Origin of the sequence: Penaeicola halotolerans (genome assembly GCF_016464625.1) — a bacterium.
Taxonomy (GTDB): Bacteria; Bacteroidota; Bacteroidia; order Cytophagales; family Cyclobacteriaceae; genus Penaeicola; species Penaeicola halotolerans.
The window spans coordinates 732,704-752,170 of the sequence record NZ_JAEAGO010000001.1; the positions used below are offsets into that span (position 1 = coordinate 732,704).

Sequence of the window (19,467 nt, forward strand, 5' to 3'; positions counted from 1 at the left end):
TTAAACACTTAATAACTCACAAAAGGCATTTGGTATAGAAACTGATCATCTTCTACCTGCTTGAGGACAAAATCTGCTAAATCCGCTCTGGCTATTTGTGTGCTGGCATTGACACCAACCCATCCTACACGATAGCTCCCTTTGGGTGCAGCATTGCTCAGTCTAGGGCCTCTCACAATGATCCATTGTAAGCCGCTTTTGACCAATACTTGATGGTGCTCGATAGCATCATCCAGCACTTTAGGAATAGCGATGCGCATGATCGTTCGGATCAGCTTATCTGCAAACTTTGGTTCATCCTTTTCTGGAAAAGGTAAACCGCCTCCTGAAAGCGAAATGATCTTATCTACCTCGTATTTCTTCATAGCATCAACTATCAGCGAAGTGCCATTGGTCTGCAAGCGAGCAGGCGAGCCTTTGACATGGCCAAAGAGACTAACCACCACAGACGAACCTATGACGGTCTTTTCTATAGCCATCCTATCCAATACAACTCCTTGAATGATCTCCAGATGAGGATCTTTTAAAGAGAGTTTAGCGGGATTTCTGACCAAAGCTTTGATCGCATAGCCTTGTGAAAGTGCCTGTTGGATAAAATGCTGCCCTGTCCGTCCTGAGCCGCCAAATACTGCAATTGTCTTCATATTATTAGATTTATCGATTGAGATGCCACAAATAAAACTACATTTGCGGTACCCTCATAAAATGATAGTACTAACCTTTTTGTGTGTATGATAGAGAAAGTATATGTGACCAATAGATGCCCCATCAGAACCACCTTAGAACTGACAGGGGGAAAGTGGAAACTGTTGATCTTAAGCCAACTCTTTCAGAAAAGCTTAAGACTAAGCGAACTCAAAGCCTCTATCCCTGATATCAGTGAAAAGATGTTGATTCAAGAGCTCAAGACATTGGTGGAAAGTGGCATGGTCCTCAGAACTAACTATGGAGAAGTTCCACCTAGAGTAGTTTACTCTTTAACCAGAGTAGGAGAAGCTACCAAACCGTTGATAGCAGCTATGAAGGATTTTGCTGAGGCCTATGAGCAACAGCTCAAAGAGAGATGATATCAAAAAAATAGGCTACCATTTGGCAGCCTATTTTAACTTATTACAATCTATAAAATCTGGAAGGGCTTATTTCACCAATCCTGGATCACGCTTCAAGAATTCTTGATACAATCTCACCTGACGGTTAGTCATAGGGATCTTGTAGCCATCGATGAATACGTGCATGATGTTAGTTTTCGTCTCAAAAGGATCTCCATCTGCTACTAAGAGTGTAGCACTTTTGCCCTTTTCGATAGAACCTAGCTTATCAGCCACACCAAAGATCTCAGCTGGATTGATCGTCACCGCTTTCAAAGCCTCTTCTTTGCCCATGCCATATGCAGCAGCGAAGCCTGCATTGAAAGGTAGATTTCTCACATTCTCCGTATCACTTGTTCTGATAGCTACTTTCACACCTGCTTTAGCCATCAAACCTGGATTGGCATAGGCCTTATCATAGCGGTCAGATCCTCTTGTAGGCATACCTAGCATCGGACCAGTCACTACAGGGATACCAGCAGCTGCTATTTTATCCGCTACTCTCCAGCCTTCAAGTACACCAGTAAAGATGGCTTTCACTTTGCGCTCTTGTACCCACTTGATAGCTTCAAGGATATCCGCAGCAGCATTGACTTCGATGAGTAGGGTAGTATTGCCCTTCACCACTTCCGCCAAAGCAGCCATTTCTGGATAGTAGCGTACATCTGTGGCAGCATCTATGTCTGCATAGAGTTTAGCTTTATCCATCAAATCGTTGATGTTTTTCATTGCCTTGTCAGCAGCTTCTTTGATCTGTGCATCCGTTCTTCTGTCAAAATTGCTTCTACGAGCAGAAGAAGGGAAGTTCATCACGATACCTTTGAAGCCCGCATACATCTGATCAGGAGTATATCCTACGAGATTGATCAAAGCAGCAGTACCTGGGAATAGTCCACCTGCAGGATTAGCAATCACTGTAGTCACACCACTCACTCTTGTTACTGGAATAGCGACAGAGTTAGGATTGACAGCGGTCAAAGCTTGCATCTGTGGAGATACAGTACCGATTTCTACGTTATCATTGGTCTCAGGGACTGAACCTACTTCTACGAGACCGAGACTAGTACCTGAATCTATCAGACCTGGGTAAATGCTCAGACCATTGAGGTCGATCACTTGCGCACCAGATGGAGCAGTCAAGTTAGCACCTACATCAGCGATCTTTCCGTCTTGGATCAAGACACTACCTTTGGCGATAGTTCCTTTAGTCACCGTGACGATCTTGGCATTGGTCAAAAAGAAAGTGCCTGCTTGAGGCTTTGGAGTTTCTCCGTCTATTTGCCCAAAAGCCAGTAGTGGACAAAGTGCCACTAACAAACTATATAGTATTTTTTTCATCTTGTTCATGGTTTTGGGGTTTACTATTCGTGACTATGTTCCGCTAGACCAAACAACCACTCTGTATCTTGCATACACTTGTGATCATGCTCAGACAAGAAGATAGGCTCTACTTGCTCTGTTGGGCTGACAGCTAGTCTCATATCGTCACGATCATTTTTGATATCAAAATAAGTCACCCCATCGATGATGGTCATCTGAGGAATCGCATATACTGATAGTGGGTGAGCGCTGAAGATCGCAATATCTCCTTGCTTACCTACTTCGATAGAACCTACTTTATCAGCGATACCGAGTTGTTTAGCTGGATTGATGGTGATCAGCGATAAGGCCTGCTCATCTGACAATCCACCATAACGCTGCGTCTTACCAGCCTCATGGTATAAGTGTCTGATCAATTCTCCAGAGTCAGAGTTGATAGAAGTGACTACACCATTTTCCATCAAGATGGCTGCATTGTAAGCCGTAGAGTAGTACACCTCAAACTTATACGCCCACCAGTCAGCAAAAACAGAAGCACCCATTGTGTATTTCGCCAATTCAGGGGCTACTTTAAAGCCTTCATTGGTATGCTGGAATACTAACTTTTCGATTCCGAAGTCCTGACATACTTTGATCAGCATGTAGATCTCATCTGCACGGTAAGAGTGGCAGTGGATGATGATCTTACCATCCAAGATATCTACCAAAGTCTGCATTCTCAGGTCAGACTTAGGAGGAACAGGTCTTGCGCCTTTTTTGCCTTTTTCGGCATTGTACTTAGCCCAAGCATCCTTGTACTGAAGTGCCTCAGAGAATGCATTTCTGATCACAGCCTCGACACCCATACGGCTTCTTGGCTGGATATTATTACCTCTACCGTGTACACGCGTAGGGTTTTCACCTAGTGCAAACTTGATTGTACGGGGAGCATCCTGCATCTTAAGATCATCAGGATTCATCGTACCATATCTGTGCTTGAGGGTTACATTTTGTCCACCGATCGCATTGGCAGAGCCGTGCATCGCATGAGAGATCGTCACACCACCCGCTAGTGCCCGGTAGATTCCAATATCTAGTGGATCGATCACATCTCCAGTCCACACTTCTGCGGTCACTGGTGAAGTAGCCTCATTGACTGCGTCAAGGGCAATGTGTGAGTGTGCATCGATGATACCCGGCATCACAAACTGACCCGATGCATCTACGACTTTCACTCCGCTAGGAGCGGATAAGCCTTTGCCTATCTGCTTGATGATCCCATCTTGGATGAGCACATCTGTATTTTCTAAGGTTCCGTTTGTCACGGTGATCACTGTGCCTCCTTTGATGAGCATAGACCCTTTTTTGGTCTGTGCGATCATGGCAGTGAATCCGGTCAATACTAAACCTATCGTGAAGAATATCTTTTTCATAATTTTCATGTTTAGGAAATGAATTATAGCCCCGGATTTTTAGTGGCTGAGATCGGAAATGCTCCAAACTGACCTGTATCCATGTTACCTGTGAATTTGGTTCCGCTAACAGTCCCTGAAACATTAAGCGTGATGGTCATGCCTTGTACTGACTGATTGATCTGAAAAGAAAGTTTGTCCCCTTCAGCTTTGATCAAAGTCATATCTTCTGAAGAAGAGCCCTCAGGAGTATTCACAGTCATTTTACCAGTGTAGCCACTAGCTGCTTTCTCGATGACCATTTTGCCATTGATTTCACCCATAGGAGTAGGGCTAGTGAAATCCCATGTGCCAGCAGGATCAAAACTAGCATTGCTAGCATTTCCATTACCGTTTCCGTTTGTCTTCTTAGCAGGTGCTTTGATTTCATACTCATAGAGCATACCATCTGCCATCATGTATTTGATCTGTGCATCTTCTGTGAAGTAAGGCGCAGTGCTGATCATCAAATTGGCCAGCTTACCTGCTTCGACAGTACCCAGCTGATTTGACATCCCGAGGATCTCTGCAGGATTAGTAGTCAAAGCTGCCAAAGCAGCCGTCTCAGATAGACCATTATCCATCATGACTTTGAGGTTCTTTTTCAAGTCACCTGACTTAGCATCGATACCTGCGAAACCAAATTTGATTCCTGCTTTTTCAAAAGTAGCAGCTTGTGCTACGTACATTTTGTAAGCTTCTTCAATGCGTTCATTTCTAGCTTCTTTTTCAGAGGCTAGCCAAGCAGCATCACCATCAGCTTTCTTAGCTTCTTTCTTTTCAGGAAGTGCTAAAGAGAGGAAGACTTTGGTATTAGACGCTTTGATCTGGTCTATCAGTGTCCAACCTTCTTTAAGGTTACCCAAGATTAATGGGAAGCCAAGTTGCTTTTGAAGATCAAGGGCTCTTTTAGCCTCTAGCAAGCCCGTTGCATTGAATACCACACCTCTTTCTTTGTTCAAAGTAGGGTAGAAGGAAGCAAGTACTTGGTCATTGATAGGACGTTCGATACCGCTTGGATTGGCCTTATAGAGATTCTGATGCTCCCAGCTGAGCTGTGCATTCTTATAAAGATCTCTCCACATAGCCATGATGCCAAGTGAGTTGGAAGGATAAGTCCCACCAGCTCCAGTAAACTGAGCATACATAGAGTTGTTGCCTTTCAGCACCATCGCATCTACTGCCCCATGAGCCGCGAGAGATACTACTGATCCACTACCCGGAAGCATACGACCATAAGGCACGATATGCGCAGTAGTAAAGCCAGCCTTTCTCCATTCTTCTAATTGAGCAGACTTGAAATCCACTTGCTCTAATACACTTACTTGAGGAGTCACTCCAGATTCAGTGTAAGTAGGCTTTGCAGGGTTTTCAGCCCTTACTCTGCCTTGATTTTCTGGTCTTTTGACGCCCGTCTGATTGAGACCATCGATAAAGCCAGCATAAATGTATAGCGAATCCGCTGCTATCACCTGCGCATCTGGCGGGATCTGTACACTCGTACCTACAGCAGATATCACTCCGTTTTTGACAAGGACCGTGGTCTTGCTCAAGCTTTTTCCTGGGGCTTGTATGACGGTGGCATTTTTGAACGCATAGGTCTTAGTCACAGGACTTTCACCATTGCTATCACTCTGTGCATACACCGAACCATACCCCAGAAAAGCAAGTAGCATCAACCATTTGCTCCAAGATTTTTGAGTAAATCTCTTCATTCTGATATAGTTTTTTGGTTAATATTTAAAGTACTAAATTTAGTGAATTAAGATTGGGCTTAGAATCTTTTATGTGAATGGAATATCAGCAGGAAGAGTGGTTAAAGATTTTGTCCTATTTATTGATAAAAATCTCTGTTAGACAAGATTAATCCATGAAAAAAAATTATGTTTGTCTTGGGATTCAATACTTAAAGCATGAAAAAAATATTACTCATAGAGGATGAAGAATTGATCTTGAGTATGGTCAAATTCAAACTCGAAAAAGAGGGCTTTCAGGTAATTATCGCAGCAGATGGCAATGCTGGAATCAGCATGTTTGATAGTGAAAATCCCGATCTTGTGGTCACAGACCTCATGCTACCTTTTAAAAACGGCATCGAAATACTCCAAAATATCAGGGCTAAAAATCACGAGGTTCCTGTAATCATACTTTCAGCCATGGGAGAAGAAGAAAGCACCGTACTTGAAGCCTTCAATATGGGAGCAGATGATTTTGTGCCGAAGCCTTTTAATCCCAACGAATTGGTCATTCGCGTGAAAAGACTTTTAAAAATCCGTTAAGTCTCATATCTTAAGGAGATGATCAAAGGTGCCTTTATTTTTTGTTTTACTTGGGCTATTCAGATAGCTACTTTTGCACAAGAGGCTTCTTTAGTAGCAGCACCTGCTCTTCAAGATACTATTCAAGCAGGATTTATTCACCCTTCACTAAGTTACAGGATTCAGTACCTCGCTAGCCGTGATTCTACAGACATTGCTTTTAATAAGTATGACATTGAATATGAAATAGAGGAAAAAACCACAAATGGTTACTATCGCTATGTCTCTCCTAAGGTAGCTGACTGGCCTTCTGCTATGAAATACCTAGACAATGCTCAAGCTAAAGGAATACAAGATGCCTGGGTAGTATATTATTGGCAAGAAGAGAGAATAAGCTTCAAAGCCTTAGATGAAATCTATCAATCGCTCCTCGCTGCCAAAGATACTTTGACTGAGGCCTCTCTATCAAATATTGACGCAAACAATGAGATGGGCACTACAAGTATCTCATCTTCAGATCAAAAAACATCACCATTTGAAGTAGAAGAATACATAGAAGAACCAGATAGTGAGGGCTTTTTGACGAAAATATTTCTACAAACTATAGGAGGAAACTACAGCTGGTTCTACGAATCTGGCAAGGAGAACTTTCTAAAAAAGCTCATCATTAGGATCATGATCATCACGTTTGTGATCTTAGTGATTGTACTTTTTAGCATTACCCTTTTTGTCAGGTACCAAAACAAAGCGCGTAAAATGACCATCAAGCGCTTCAAGAAAAGAGTCTATGGCCCTTTGACAGAATTGCTTTTTGATGATGACATCAGTCTAGAAGACTGCCGCAATAAAGACAAACTCATTGGCATCATTGGAGAAAACAACCTCAATAAATCACTCTTCAAACAAGTGCTACTTGATGAACTAGTCACCCTAAGTCAAAATATGAAGGGTACGGTCAAAGACAAAATCAAAGCCATCTATCAGACACTTGGCCTTGATGAGGTGAGTAGAAAGAAGATCAAATCATTTCGCTGGAGTAACATAGCGGATGGTCTTGATGAGCTGTTGAAGTTGGATATTCCTGATCATTTGAAGGAAATCAAAAAACTCAAAAACAGTAAAAACTATGTGGTAAGAAGTCTGGCTCAGCAGTATATCATCAAAATGGATGAAAATAAGTCTCTAGACTTTCTACTCAATATGTCCTATCCGCTTTCTGAGTGGCAGCAGGTAAACCTTTATCGTATTTTCAAAAGCTTCAAAAAGGAAGATGTGCCCATCTTCACACCATTACTTCATGCCAATCAAGAGTCTGTCAGGATCTTTGGTTTGAAAATGATTAGATATTTCAATAAATTGATAGCTGTAGAGAAGATATTAGAGGAGATGGACAACTACAGCGATGCTATGAAAAGAGAGATGCTCAAGACTTTTCTTAGACTCAATGTAGCTGATGGCTTAAGACCTATAGAAAAGTGGATCCATGTAGAAGATGTAACACTCAAGATAGCAGTCATCCAGTATCTCGGTAAGTTAGGAGATGAGCATAGTTTTGAGATTTTGGCTCGTGAGATCGAGCGAGAGACAGACCATATGGTTCTCTTTGAACTGGCCAAAGCCATGAGACAAATCAATCAAACTGAAGCAGACCTAGCACTAGCCAATCTAGCCCTACATTCATTAAAGATAAATAGTATCTACCAACACTTAAAAGATCCTCACTTGGAGGAAACAGCATGACTTTTAGTTTGACACATTTTCTAGTTGAGGCCATCACACTGCTGTTATTCATCTATAGCTTTTTGATCATCAGCTCATATATAGTAGTAGCTATCTTAGCAGCTATAGATATGCGCAGCCATGTGCTCAAGCAGAAGTATACTGACTATCGAGCTATTTTGTCTTCACCCATAGTTCCTAAGATTTCCATCATCGCACCAGCATATAACGAAGCGATGACGATCGTAGAAAATATCAAATCACTCATGTCGCTTCACTATTCGAAGTTTGAAGTGATCATAGTCAATGACGGCTCCAAAGACAATTCCTTAGAAAAAATGATCGACTCATTTGATCTCGTCAAAGTAGACTATGCCTACAATGAAGTGATCAAAGCCAAAAAGGTCCGTGGGGTTTATAAATCTAAGGATAAATCTTACGCCAAACTCATCGTAGTAGATAAGGAAAATGGGGGCAAAGCAGACGCACTCAATGTAGGCATCAATGTCTCTTCTGGAAAACTATTCGCCTGCATAGATGTAGACTGTATCTTGTCGAGTGATGCACTCTTGCGCATGGTCAAGCCATTTTTGGAAGAAACCAATAAAAAGGTCATAGCAGTAGGAGGAGTCATTGGCATCGCTAACAACTGCGATATCAAAGATGGAAAAGTGGTCAAATACCGACTACCCAATACCCTTTTGGGTAGGGTGCAAGTGATCGAATACTTTAGAGCATTTCTAATAGGTCGAATGGCTTGGGCCAAAATAGATGGACTCATTTTGATTTCTGGAGCTTTCGGTTTTTTTGATAGAGAACTAGTGCTCAAAGTAGGTGGATACTCTACCAAGACGGTTGGTGAAGATATGGAGCTCATCGTGCGTATGCGCGCTTACATGGAGGAACGTAAGTTTCCTTATAAAGTACCCTATATCCCAGATCCTCTCTGCTGGACTGAAGTGCCAGAAACGGAGGAAATCCTGAAAAAACAAAGAAATCGATGGATGAGAGGAAGTATCGAGACGCTAAATATGCATAGAAAACTTCTATTCAATCCTAGATTTAGAACCATAGGTATGATCAGTTTCCCTTATTGGCTCATCTTTGAAAAGTACGCTCCGCTGGTCGAAGTCTTTGGTGCTTTCTTTACCATTGTACTGTTTTTGATGGGACACCTAAACTTCCTCTTTTTTGTGACACTGATGATCTTGATTTATGCATTTTCAGTATTATTCTCACTGTCAGCGATCTTTTTAGAAGAACTAGCATACAACAATTACGAGGAAAAGGGAAGTATCAAAAAGCTCATCAAAACACTATTATTAGAGCCATTTACCACACACCCTAAAGTAGTCATGTGGGGTATCAATGGCTACATAGACTACCTCAAAGGAAAAGGAGGATGGGGTGACATGACTCGAGCTGGATTTGCACCACAGACACCTACTACTAAACCAAAGCAATCATGAGAAAGTATTTACTAATCGCTTTTCTATCGATGTGGAGTGCCTTCACACTGAGTGCACAGGAAAAGTCTATTGATCCTGATAAGTTATTTCTACAAGCGCGCGACCTAGCTTTTGATGGCAAAAGGAGTGAGGCTCGAAAGATCTGTGAGCAAATACTCGCAAAATATCCTGAATATACAGATGTCATCACACTGTATGGCAGACTGTATAGCTGGGATGGTGACTATGATAAGGCGCGTATCCAACTACAAAAAGCAGTAGCACTAAGTCCTAAGTATGAAGACCCTCTACTCGGGCTCATCGATGTGGAGCTTTGGTCTGAAAACTACCAAGAAGCACTCAAATTAGCTGAAAAAGGACTTATAGATATCAATGCCAAATCTACTCCACTTAGACTGCGCAAAGCAAGAGCACTAAATAATCTTGAGCAATATGAATCTGCCTATGCACTCGTAAATGAACTAATGAGTGAAAAAGATGCAGAAGAAAATCTTTTAGCCTTTGCGGAGTCGATCAGGAGAAATATGAGAAGGCAGGCAGTGGGTGTATCCAGTGATTATGATACTTTCTTTGGAGATATCAGCCCTTGGTACTGGCAGTCGATTTATTATAGCAGACTCACTAAAGCACTTGGTACAGTTATTTTTAGATATAATAATGCCACTCGATTTGAAACAAATGGAGGCCAATTTGAAATAGATGCTTATCCAGGTATAGGGAAAAAGATGTACGCCTATCTCAATGCAGGATATTCTCCCTCTTCTATATATCCTGAATACCGATTTGGTGGGTCTCTTTATCGTTCCTTTCCAAAGGCTTTTGAGGGAGAGATAGGTTTTAGATACTTACAATTTGCAGAGACTACCGAAATATATACTGCTTCACTGGGTAAATATTGGGGTAGCTATTGGTTTAACCTTAGAGTGAATATTATTCCTTTTAGTGGCACATTTTCGCAGTCATATATCTTCACGGGTAGGTATTACTTTGATACCGCAGAGGACTTCATTTCTCTGCAGCTTAGTTCGGGGGTATCTCCAGATGACAATTCTAGAGATTTAAGAACTCAATTATTGGATAGTTATAGGGCTAGAATAGGCGTGCAGAAGCTGTTTGGACAGAAGTACTTAGGGTTTTTCTATACAGGGTATGCTTTCGAGGAGACAGGACCTGCTAACGACCGCAGAAACCTTAACTTTTCACTAGGCCTAAGCTATTTATTCTAAGATTATGAAAAAGAAATGGTGGCAAAGTAAGCTGACGATTTTCCTCATCCTTTTCATGATAAGTCCGCTTATCAGTTGGTTTATCTGGTGGCTACAGCCGTCCATGACAAAATCAGTACTCGTCATAGACAAAACTGTCGTAAACAAGAATTACAGAGAACATAATGCTTTCTTTTGGACACTTGAAGCGCTAAAAATAAGAAAAGCTGATGGTTCGCCTTATGATTACACGAAAGATTATAGAGGCTTTAAACCAGTCAATAAGCCGTATTATACCATAGATGGTTTGGAGAAGTTATCTACTCCTGAATTGCAACAATTGGCTGAGGAGACAGATATTGCCTTTTTCAGCGATACTTATGGTGTCTATGAAGGAGAATGGTTTGATTCACTAAAAGGTCAAGATCCACCTCAGCTCATCTATGGTGGCATGAGTAGTCAAGACATTAGTTTCCTGCGGGCGATTAGCCAAAAGCCAAGTACGGTGATCATGGAGTTTAATAGCTTCGCTACGCCAACACCCCGATATATAAGAAATGATTTAGAAAACTACTTGGGACTCAAATGGTCAGGCTGGGTAGGACGGTATTTTGATGAGTTGGACACCAATATGAACATAGAGATTCCTCAGTGGCTTAGAAAAAACTATGTGGAGCAAAATGGTGAGTGGTCGCTCAAAGGAGAGGGAGTTGTCTTGGTTAAAGAAAGCGGAGAAATCCTAATCCTCCAATATGGCATAGACATGCGTGAAAGCGTACCCGTGGTAGCCACTAACTCAAGCGAGAAAGATCAATACAATCTACCTAGTCAAATCAGATATCCGTTTTGGTTTGATATCATTTTAGTCAGTAGAGATTTTGAAGTGGTCTCCGTGTTTGATCTCAATCCTACGAGGCTAGGGGAGCAGAAACTCGCCAATGCAGGTCTTCCTCGATATTTCCCAGCCGTGATTAGGCGGGATTTGGGTGAAAGTGACTTTTATTACCTTTCAGGTAACTTCTCTAGCAATTTCCTTTCTCCAGCATCTGCTAGGTTCAAAGGACTCTCTAAGGTCAAAAAGGTCTATTACAATATGGATAACTACCTCGATCCTGAAACATTCTTTTGGAACTACTATCAGCCTCTGATGGAGCAGATCCTAAAGTGATCACCTCAGGATTCTATTGTTATTCGTAGCAAAGGTGTTTTTCGACTTGAAATCATCTAACAACTGTTTCAATCTATTCAATGCCTTAGGATCATTTGTTTCCTCTATGTACAAGTTTGGATAGAGTTTAAATAGCCTTCCGTTAGCATAGAAGAGTGAGTCATGTAGATAATCCACTAATTCATTTTTATTGCGCATAAGGGGATGACTAAGCTTATTGCGATAGATACTGGCGGTATCTAGCACTTCACCCATCCAGGCTACCTCCTTAGGGATAGACAATGCATATTGATTTTCTAAGTAAGCCAATAATGTGGGCACTAGTTCAAAGTGTGTCACCACTGGCTCGAAAATTTTTGGCTGACTCACTTGTGGACTGTAGATCATCAAAGGCACATGATATCGATCAATAACGGTACTCAGTGGGATCTCTGGCAATCTATGATCTCCCGAGATAATGAAAATTGTCTTTTCAAAATCTGCTCTTTTACTATATGCCTTGATGAATGACCTCAAAGCCTCATCTGCATAGATGATAGTCATGAGTTGACTTTTATATCTTTCATAGAAAGCTGGTGTTTCCACTGTCTTTCCATTTTTAGCTAGTTGCGCTTTATATAACTGCTCATATTTAGCTACATCAGGTATCAAGAAAGGATCATGAGAAGTCTGTGTCTGAAAGATATGCACGCCTGGCTGATCGTCCTTTAGCATAGAATTTAATCCCAAATCATACACCTCAAAATCCCCATAACCCCAAGAAAAGCCATTCCCCTTGGCAGGTAGGGGTTTGTATTTGCCATCAAACTGAGTAATTCCCTCGATTCGATCTATTTTCTGCCTTTCCAAAAATTGAAGGGCATTATCAAATGTCAAGTCAAACCCTCCAACATAGCTAGTCTGATATCCATTTGATCGCAAAATCGATAAGATACTATGGTGATGAGGCATATTGTCACCTGTTTCCATGAAGCCATTTTGACCAAAGGGAAGAGAGGCCATCACACCTGGAAGCATCCCAAAAGTTCGCCCAGTAGTACTAAGACAATTTTTCCAATAGAGACTATGCTGAATGAGTGAGTCCATGAAAGGAGTGAAGCTCCCTAAGTAGGCGTCTGGACCGCTGTAAGCTTTTCCTAAACCCTCTATCATTACAAAAACAATATTAGGAGGACTATCTAAAGTATCAAGATATGGGCTTAGCACATCAGGATACTTAGCGCTATGAAGAAAGGGGAAATTATTGTTAATAAAGTTTTTACGAACAAAATAGCCTTTACCCACTTCGTTTTCTAAGTAAAAATCATAATATATCTCACTAGGTATATTGAAGTGTTCTAGGGATTTTTCATAAAAATAAAGTGACTTATTCTTCATAGAATAGTAAGCCAACTCAGATTTTGCTACCGATGTACTTGGAGAAAGCACCTCAACACCTACAGCCACTACCAATGCAATACACGACCAATAAGTACTATATCTAAGGCTCAAGTTAAGCCTTCTACTTTGAGAGAGGAGCAAGTATATCAGCCCAAATGTGATAATAGCACCAATGATCACCCATAAGTTTAATTGTCCAGATGCTGCTACAGTATCCCATAGATCTTTGAAAGTGTAGGCATACACATCTGCACCCAAGGGTAAGTAACTCAAGGAGAAATAATAAACTAATCCTATATGCAAAATAAGGCTCAGCGTGAGGATAATTTGATAGAGTATGCTCGCAAGTCGGCTACTTAACAAACTCAAAAGAAAGAAAGGAATCAATGCTATACCAGATACAAACAGCACCCAGATAATATCAGTATAAACACCTAATAATAAGACTTTTATATTAATATCATTAAAGTTGTTTTGACTACCTAGCCAAGTCCACTCGATGAGCCTAGTCAATAATAAAAGTAAACCAAATCCCATGCTAGTGACCGCAAATCGCGTGATGGCATGGTATAGCTTATTTATCCTTGGTTCTTGTAAATCAGCAGCTGACATAAATATTCATCAAAAAGATGGTTTCATTAAATCACTTTTAATGAAATCTTCCTAGTTTAGGGAATTATTTAAACCACTAATTAAAGCAATTCAACTGTTATTTATTCGATTAGCATGCAAAATAATAACCTCACGAAAGAATTATTTTCCAATATCAAGACGACAGGAGCACTTACTTTTAGTTCCTCATTTTTAGTAGATAAGATGCTTTCACAAGTAGACTTTTCAAATGCAAAATTCCTCGTAGAGCTAGGAGGAGGCAATGGAGTCATCACGCATCAAATCCTAAAGCGCATGCGCCCAGATGCCAAATTAGTGGTATTTGAAGTAAATAAGACATTTTGTGATATACTAGACCGTATCAATGATCCACGGATACAGGTAGTCTGCGATAGTGCAGAGATACTACCAGATGTCCTTGCTCAAAATGCTGGCGCTGCTGATGCGATCATCTCTTCTTTACCTTTTAGCTTGATCCCTAAGCCAGTCAGAATCAATATTTATAAAGCTTGTGCAAATGGAATCGGAGAAAAAGGGACTTTTGTACAGATCGCATATTCTATATTTTTGAGAGGAGAATTCAAGCAACACTTCGGTAAAGTGAAAACGGGGTTTACCCTTTTGAATCTTCCTCCAGCATTTGTTTATACTTGTATAAATCAATAAGACAGTCATTGTCCGAAAGATGCTAATACCATTAGCTAATTGCTAATAATATTGGTATTTTTAAACATGGAAAATGACTTACTCAAAGGAAGAGGTGCTCAGATCAATCCGCACAATCCTTATCACTCACAGCGTCTAGTACAAGATCATGTAGAGGGTATAGATGAGGAAATATTACTAGATAAGCCTAGTACATCTTATTTTTTAGAAACTCCTAAGACTGTTCTGAGTAAGAATACCAGTCCAGATTTAGCGCTCACTTATTCAGTTAATCCTTATCAAGGTTGTGAACACGGTTGCACTTATTGCTATGCACGCAACTCACATCAATATTGGGGTTTTGATGCCGGACTTGATTTTGAGACTAAGATCATGGTCAAACCAAAAGTAGCCCAGCAATTGAGCATGACTTTTAGCCAGAAAGCCTACAAACCTATGCCTATCATGCTGTCAGGTAATACCGATTGTTATCAGCCAGCTGAGCGAAAGTTTAGATTGACTAGAGAGATTCTACAAGTCATGTTGGACTTCAGGCATCCAGTGAGTGTGATTACTAAAAACTCTTTGATCGCTCGTGACCAAGATATTTTAGAGGCTTTAGCAAAGGAAAACTTAGTTCACGTTTACTTTTCCATCAACTCTATGAATGAAGAATTGAGAAGAAACATGGAGCCTCGAACTGCTAGTGCGCTCAAAAAGATACAATTGATCAGAGAATTTACAGCAGCTGGAATTCCTGTAGGAATCATGATTGCACCACTTATCCCAAGTCTGAATAGTCATGAGATCCCTTCAATCATGAAAGAAGCTGCTGCAGCAGGAGCCCAAGAAGCTGGATATACTGTAGTCAGGCTCAATGGCACCATTGCAGAAGTATTTGAAAACTGGCTCAGAGAAAAGTATCCAGCACGTGCGGATAAAGTCCTCAACCAGATCAAAGAGCTGCATGATGGACAATTAAACGACTCAGAGTGGGGAAGGAGGATGAAAGGTAAAGGAGCCATCGCTACTGAGATCAACAGCTTATTTCATTTAATGAAGCATAAATTTATGGCTGGTCGAAGTATGCCAGCCTACGATATGAGTAAATTTAGAAGAGGCGGAAACTACCAACTATTCTAAACATCAAGGAGAATAAGTCGTAAAATTGGATAGTTATCAAGACAAATGACCAAGATGTTATTTCCCATATTAGAAGATACCATACTGCGAAAAGCTAAAGATTGTGCACCCAATAGATTTTCTCTCTTTTGCATCATACAGCAATTATATCCACAAGACTGGAGACACTTTAGACAAGATATTCTAGAGGCCGCCAAGTCCCTAGCTGCCTCAGGTAAGATTAAGATCTTAGATGAGGAATTTATCGTATTTGAATTTGAGAGCAAATAATTAGGAGCAAACTAAAGCGTCCTTCTATCAGTTGTAGACCTAAAGACAAATGCATCAAATGAAAAATTCATTATTAACTCTATGTGCTATTGCGCTGATAAGCTTACAAGCTTGTGGGCAAGGATCTAAACAAAAAACTATGAATGATACCCAAAAACCTCTTCCAACTACGGAAGTCAAAGTGCCAAATGGCAGAGAAGTCGCTACATTCGGTGCGGGCTGTTTCTGGTGTGTAGAAGCAGTCTTCCAAGATCTAGCGGGTGTAGACTCCGTGCTTTCAGGCTACTCTGGCGGACATATCAAAAATCCACCTTATAGAGAAGTGACTCAAGGCAGAACTGGACACGCTGAAGCTGTGCAAATCTTTTTTGATCCTAAAGTGATCACTTATGAGGAGCTATTGGAGATATTTTGGGTGACGCATGATCCTACTACACTCAATAGACAAGGAGCAGATGTGGGTCCTCAGTATAGATCAGCTGTCTTTTATCACAATGATCAACAGAAAAATCTAGCCGAACAATACAAAAAAGCACTAGATCAAGAAGGCGCTTTTGATAAACCTATTGTCACTGAAATCACGCCATTTAGCAATTTTTATGTAGCAGAGGATTATCATCAAAACTACTTCAAATTAAATGGCAATCAACCATACTGTCAAATAGTGATTCAACCTAAAGTAGACAAAGTGAAGAAAGTTTTTGGTGACAAATTAAAAAAGAATTTATAAGCCTTATTTTTGGCTTATAATTTGAATGTCACATTTACGTTAGATAATTTGTAACGTTTAGATTCGGCCCTCATGAGCCGAGTTGGTTTGGTTAACACTACGGGAAGTATGGTACTCTATGAGGATTATTCTTTTGTAATTTATCGAAGATGAGGTCATCTTCAATTCATAAAATGAAAAAGGGAGCTACATAAGCTCCCTTTTTTCATTGACTTAATCATTAACGATTAGTTGATGCTATTTATTAATTTATCGTTCAAAGCAACGTAGTCGGGATTTTTGGCTTCTTGTGCCAATGCTTTAGACTTCATAGCAGCTTCTTTTGCACCATTTTTATCACCAAGCTCTAGTTTAATTTTAGCCTCTAGATGAATCATCCAGTACTGAGGAGATTTAGCAGTAGCTTTTGTGATCCATTCCAAAGCTTGGTTCATGTCTTTCTTATTGTTGTAGTAATAAGTAGCTCCTTGGAAATATAAGTTAGCATCTTGAGGATCGTTGTCGATCAACTTCTCCTTGATTTGAGCCATCACTACAGGATCTACATCTGTGGTAATTTTTACTTTAGCAGAAGTATTTTCCCACTTGATCGCGAGCATAGAGCTATTATCAGTCACATCAGATAGCGTGATTTCAAATGTCTCATAAGCACGGCTAGTCTTTGTAGGTTTTACAGTGACTCTGAGCGCATCATCTGACTCATTGTATCCCATAGAACCCCAAAGCTTAGTGTTTTTGCTAAAGATAATCGTCCAAGACTCTTTATTAGGAATCGTGTAAAGTGCATAATTACCCGCTGGAAGTGTTTTGCCCTCTACCATGACATCTGTACTGAAGTTAATCTTCGTGCTAGCGTTAGCACCAGTTCTCCAGACTTCTGCATAAGGTACTAAGTCACCAAATACTTTTCTACCTCTAGCACTTGGGCGGCTATACTCTAAACTGACATCTGTGAGTCCTATCTGTGTGCTATATTTGACAGTAGGAGAGGCTTGAGGCATATTGATCTGAGCAAAAGAAACTTCCGCACAAAGCATGATAATTGCCGCTAAGCATAATGATATTTTTTTCATCGTTTTATGTAGTTGGTTTGTTTTAATAACTGAATGGAGATACAATTTAGTCAGAAGATTGTTTCAAACAATAGGGAATTTCTTTTGAAGAAAAATTTATAATGTGCTATGTCAAACAATCGCTTACAAAGGTCTTTTTTTACTAGATCAGATGTTACGCTGATTGCTAGAGAACTATTAGGTAAAGAACTCTGTCTCTCTGTAGGTGATGATATAATCTCTGGGATTATTGTAGAGACTGAAGCCTACAAAGGCAGCACCGACAAAGCTTGCCACGCTTATCAGTACAGACGAACGACAAGAACAGAGACGATGTTTCTTGATGGTGGACATCTCTATGTCTACCTTTGCTATGGCATACACCATCTGCTCAATGTCGTAACCAATGTAAATGGTGAACCTGATGCAGTATTGATCAGAGCCCTAGAATGGATACATGGAGAGGAATTCATCAGAAAAAATAAGTCAACACAGAAAAATCCACTTAAGTGGACTTCTGGACCTGGCAATGTTTGTCAAGCATTTGGTATAGATAAGACATTTGATCAGGTAGATCTCTGCGAGAGCGATACTATTTGGATCAATGATGCGCCTATTTACGATACAGAACAAGTCATCTCAACGACTAGAATAGGTGTAGACTATGCTGGTGAAGATGCCCTTCTCCCTTGGAGATTTTATATCAAAGACAACCCATATATAAGTAAAAAGTAATATGTCAATATTTATCATTTCACCCAATAGAGATCCAAAAGACTGGATAGAAAGCTTCAAAACACAAGCTCCTGATATAGCAGTACATACAGACCTCGATGCGGTGAATCCAAAAGATATTCAGCTCGCGTTGGTATGGAATCATCAGCATGGCGCCCTTCAAGCTTTTCCTAATCTCAAACTGATCAGCTCTATGGGTGCTGGTGTCGATCATATATTTGCTGATGATAAAAGACCTCAAGTACCTGTAGCTAGAGTCATGGGAGAGGCGCTAACGGTCTCCATGAGTCAGTATATTTTGGCTGCAGTACTTCAATACCAGAGAAAATTCAAAGAATATGCTCTGGATCAAGCTGCACAAATGTGGAATCAAGAGAGGGGAGAGCATAGCCAAATCAAAGTAGGCATACTTGGAATGGGAAGCCTAGGACTTGATGCTGCTATGAAGTTAGATCAAATCGGGATAGAGGTCATTGGCTATGGAAGAAGTGCCAAATCAAAAACTGTAGTGCCCTATTATCATGGAGATCAGTTAGAAGAGTTTTTGGGACAAATCAATGTTCTAGTATGTCTGCTACCTTTAACTGAAGAAACAAAGGATATCCTCAATATCAACTTATTTAGAAAATGCCAGCCAGGCACATATCTAATCAATGTGGCAAGAGGACTTCATTTGGTGGAAGATGATTTGATTAAAGCCTTAAACGAAGGACTATTGTCAGGAGCATTTTTAGATGTATTTAGAAAAGAGCCCTTGGAACCTAATCATCCATTTTGGAAGCATCCACAAATCAACATTACGCCACATATTGCCAGTGTAACCAAGCCTGCTTTAGCAGTCAGAGATGTCATTATAAACTATAGAAATCTACAATCAGGTGAAAAACTGATCAACTTAGCAGATCCTGCTGCGGGATATTGATAAAAGAAAACCTCGAACATGGTATATGTCCGAGGCTTTGCTAACAAGGGAAATAAGGGATATTTAAAAAAATGTTGTTTGGTTAACTGATTACTAATAGACAATATCTCAACCAAAAATATGAGAATAGCTCAAAACGCACTCTTACAGTGATTTACGACTCATGCCAAAAAACACGTTAGAATTTTACTGAGGATACTTGTAGAAAAATTCCACACTTTGCGGTGAAATGATCCACAATCAAGTGGGGGAAATCTGTACGCTTTTGAATGATCAAGTGTGCGCGTCTGAACTCCTTGATTTTAAGCGAAATATTTAAAA

General features: G+C 40.4%; 18 protein-coding genes. 12 read left to right on the top strand and 6 right to left on the bottom strand.

What is annotated here, in order from left to right; translation table 11 throughout:
- Nucleotides 1-8: 8 nt before the first annotated feature.
- Nucleotides 9-644: an NAD(P)-dependent oxidoreductase gene (locus I5349_RS03305; protein ID WP_226389303.1), complete on the bottom strand. Its 636-nt coding sequence runs from the start codon at nt 642-644 to the stop codon at nt 9-11.
- An 87-nt stretch (nt 645-731) separates the two neighbouring features.
- Here I5349_RS03305 and I5349_RS03310 point away from each other — a divergent pair, with 87 nt between their 5' ends.
- Complete coding sequence (locus I5349_RS03310; protein WP_226389304.1) at nt 732-1,067, top strand: winged helix-turn-helix transcriptional regulator; 336 nt, start codon at nt 732-734, stop codon at nt 1,065-1,067.
- A gap of 69 nt (nt 1,068-1,136) precedes the next feature.
- Here the strand turns inward: I5349_RS03310 and I5349_RS03315 are convergent, their stop codons facing one another.
- The 3 genes from I5349_RS03315 to I5349_RS03325 are packed head-to-tail and all read right to left on the bottom strand — an operon-like array spanning nt 1,137 to nt 5,553.
- Entirely contained in the window at nt 1,137-2,435 is a 1,299-nt protein-coding gene (locus tag I5349_RS03315; RefSeq protein ID WP_438865885.1) for an amidohydrolase family protein, read from the bottom strand.
- 14 nt (nt 2,436-2,449) lie between these two features.
- Entirely contained in the window at nt 2,450-3,820 is a 1,371-nt protein-coding gene (locus I5349_RS03320; RefSeq protein WP_226389306.1) for an amidohydrolase family protein, read from the bottom strand.
- 23 nt (nt 3,821-3,843) lie between these two features.
- Nucleotides 3,844-5,553 (bottom strand): amidohydrolase family protein, encoded by a 1,710-nt coding sequence (locus tag I5349_RS03325; protein ID WP_226389307.1) that lies wholly within the window; start codon nt 5,551-5,553, stop codon nt 3,844-3,846.
- 198 nt (nt 5,554-5,751) lie between these two features.
- Between I5349_RS03325 and I5349_RS03330 the strand changes: the two genes are divergently transcribed.
- From I5349_RS03330 to I5349_RS03350, 5 genes are read left to right on the top strand one after another with little or no spacing between them, the layout of a single operon-like run.
- Nucleotides 5,752-6,117 (top strand): response regulator transcription factor, encoded by a 366-nt coding sequence (locus I5349_RS03330; protein WP_226389308.1) that lies wholly within the window; start codon nt 5,752-5,754, stop codon nt 6,115-6,117.
- A gap of 18 nt (nt 6,118-6,135) precedes the next feature.
- Nucleotides 6,136-7,836, top strand: coding sequence for a HEAT repeat domain-containing protein (locus I5349_RS03335; RefSeq protein WP_226389309.1), 1,701 nt, complete (start codon nt 6,136-6,138; stop codon nt 7,834-7,836).
- Nucleotides 7,833-9,284, top strand: coding sequence for a glycosyltransferase family 2 protein (locus tag I5349_RS03340; protein WP_226389310.1), 1,452 nt, complete (start codon nt 7,833-7,835; stop codon nt 9,282-9,284). The genes I5349_RS03335 and I5349_RS03340 overlap by 4 nt, the downstream gene beginning before the upstream one ends.
- On the top strand, nt 9,281-10,510 hold the full coding sequence (locus I5349_RS03345; RefSeq protein ID WP_226389311.1) for a YaiO family outer membrane beta-barrel protein: 1,230 nt from the start codon (nt 9,281-9,283) through the stop codon (nt 10,508-10,510). Before I5349_RS03340 ends, I5349_RS03345 begins: the two co-directional genes overlap by 4 nt.
- A 4-nt stretch (nt 10,511-10,514) precedes the next feature.
- Nucleotides 10,515-11,657 (top strand): hypothetical protein, encoded by a 1,143-nt coding sequence (locus tag I5349_RS03350; protein ID WP_226389312.1) that lies wholly within the window; start codon nt 10,515-10,517, stop codon nt 11,655-11,657.
- Here I5349_RS03350 and I5349_RS03355 read toward each other — a convergent pair whose 3' ends face one another.
- A complete protein-coding gene (locus I5349_RS03355) occupies nt 11,658-13,649 on the bottom strand; it encodes an LTA synthase family protein (RefSeq protein WP_226389313.1) in 1,992 nt (663 codons plus the stop codon).
- A 114-nt stretch (nt 13,650-13,763) separates the two neighbouring features.
- Between I5349_RS03355 and I5349_RS03360 the strand changes: the two genes are divergently transcribed.
- The 4 genes from I5349_RS03360 (at nt 13,764) to msrA (ending at nt 16,437) form a co-directional block, all read left to right on the top strand.
- Nucleotides 13,764-14,315 carry a class I SAM-dependent methyltransferase gene (locus I5349_RS03360; protein WP_226389314.1) on the top strand — a complete coding sequence of 184 codons (552 nt, stop codon included), beginning with the start codon at nt 13,764-13,766 and terminating at the stop codon, nt 14,313-14,315.
- A 66-nt stretch (nt 14,316-14,381) separates the two neighbouring features.
- Nucleotides 14,382-15,437, top strand: a complete 1,056-nt coding sequence (locus I5349_RS03365; protein WP_226389315.1) for a PA0069 family radical SAM protein — start codon at nt 14,382-14,384, stop codon at nt 15,435-15,437.
- A 45-nt stretch (nt 15,438-15,482) separates the two neighbouring features.
- A complete protein-coding gene (locus I5349_RS03370; protein WP_226389316.1) occupies nt 15,483-15,707 on the top strand; it encodes a hypothetical protein in 225 nt (74 codons plus the stop codon).
- 139 nt (nt 15,708-15,846) lie between these two features.
- Nucleotides 15,847-16,437 (top strand): peptide-methionine (S)-S-oxide reductase MsrA, encoded by a 591-nt coding sequence (gene msrA, locus I5349_RS03375; protein WP_226389317.1) that lies wholly within the window; start codon nt 15,847-15,849, stop codon nt 16,435-16,437.
- Between the two features lie 227 nt (nt 16,438-16,664).
- On the opposite strand, the gene I5349_RS03380 is transcribed toward msrA, so the two are convergent.
- Nucleotides 16,665-17,510, bottom strand: coding sequence for a DUF2911 domain-containing protein (locus tag I5349_RS03380; RefSeq protein ID WP_226389318.1), 846 nt, complete (start codon nt 17,508-17,510; stop codon nt 16,665-16,667).
- Nucleotides 17,511-17,618: 108 nt separating this feature from the next.
- Here I5349_RS03380 and I5349_RS03385 point away from each other — a divergent pair, with 108 nt between their 5' ends.
- Nucleotides 17,619-18,224 carry a DNA-3-methyladenine glycosylase gene (locus I5349_RS03385; protein ID WP_226389319.1) on the top strand — a complete coding sequence of 202 codons (606 nt, stop codon included), beginning with the start codon at nt 17,619-17,621 and terminating at the stop codon, nt 18,222-18,224.
- A 1-nt stretch (nt 18,225) separates the two neighbouring features.
- Entirely contained in the window at nt 18,226-19,146 is a 921-nt protein-coding gene (locus I5349_RS03390) for a 2-hydroxyacid dehydrogenase (RefSeq protein ID WP_226389320.1), read from the top strand.
- Nucleotides 19,147-19,467 lie beyond the last annotated feature (321 nt).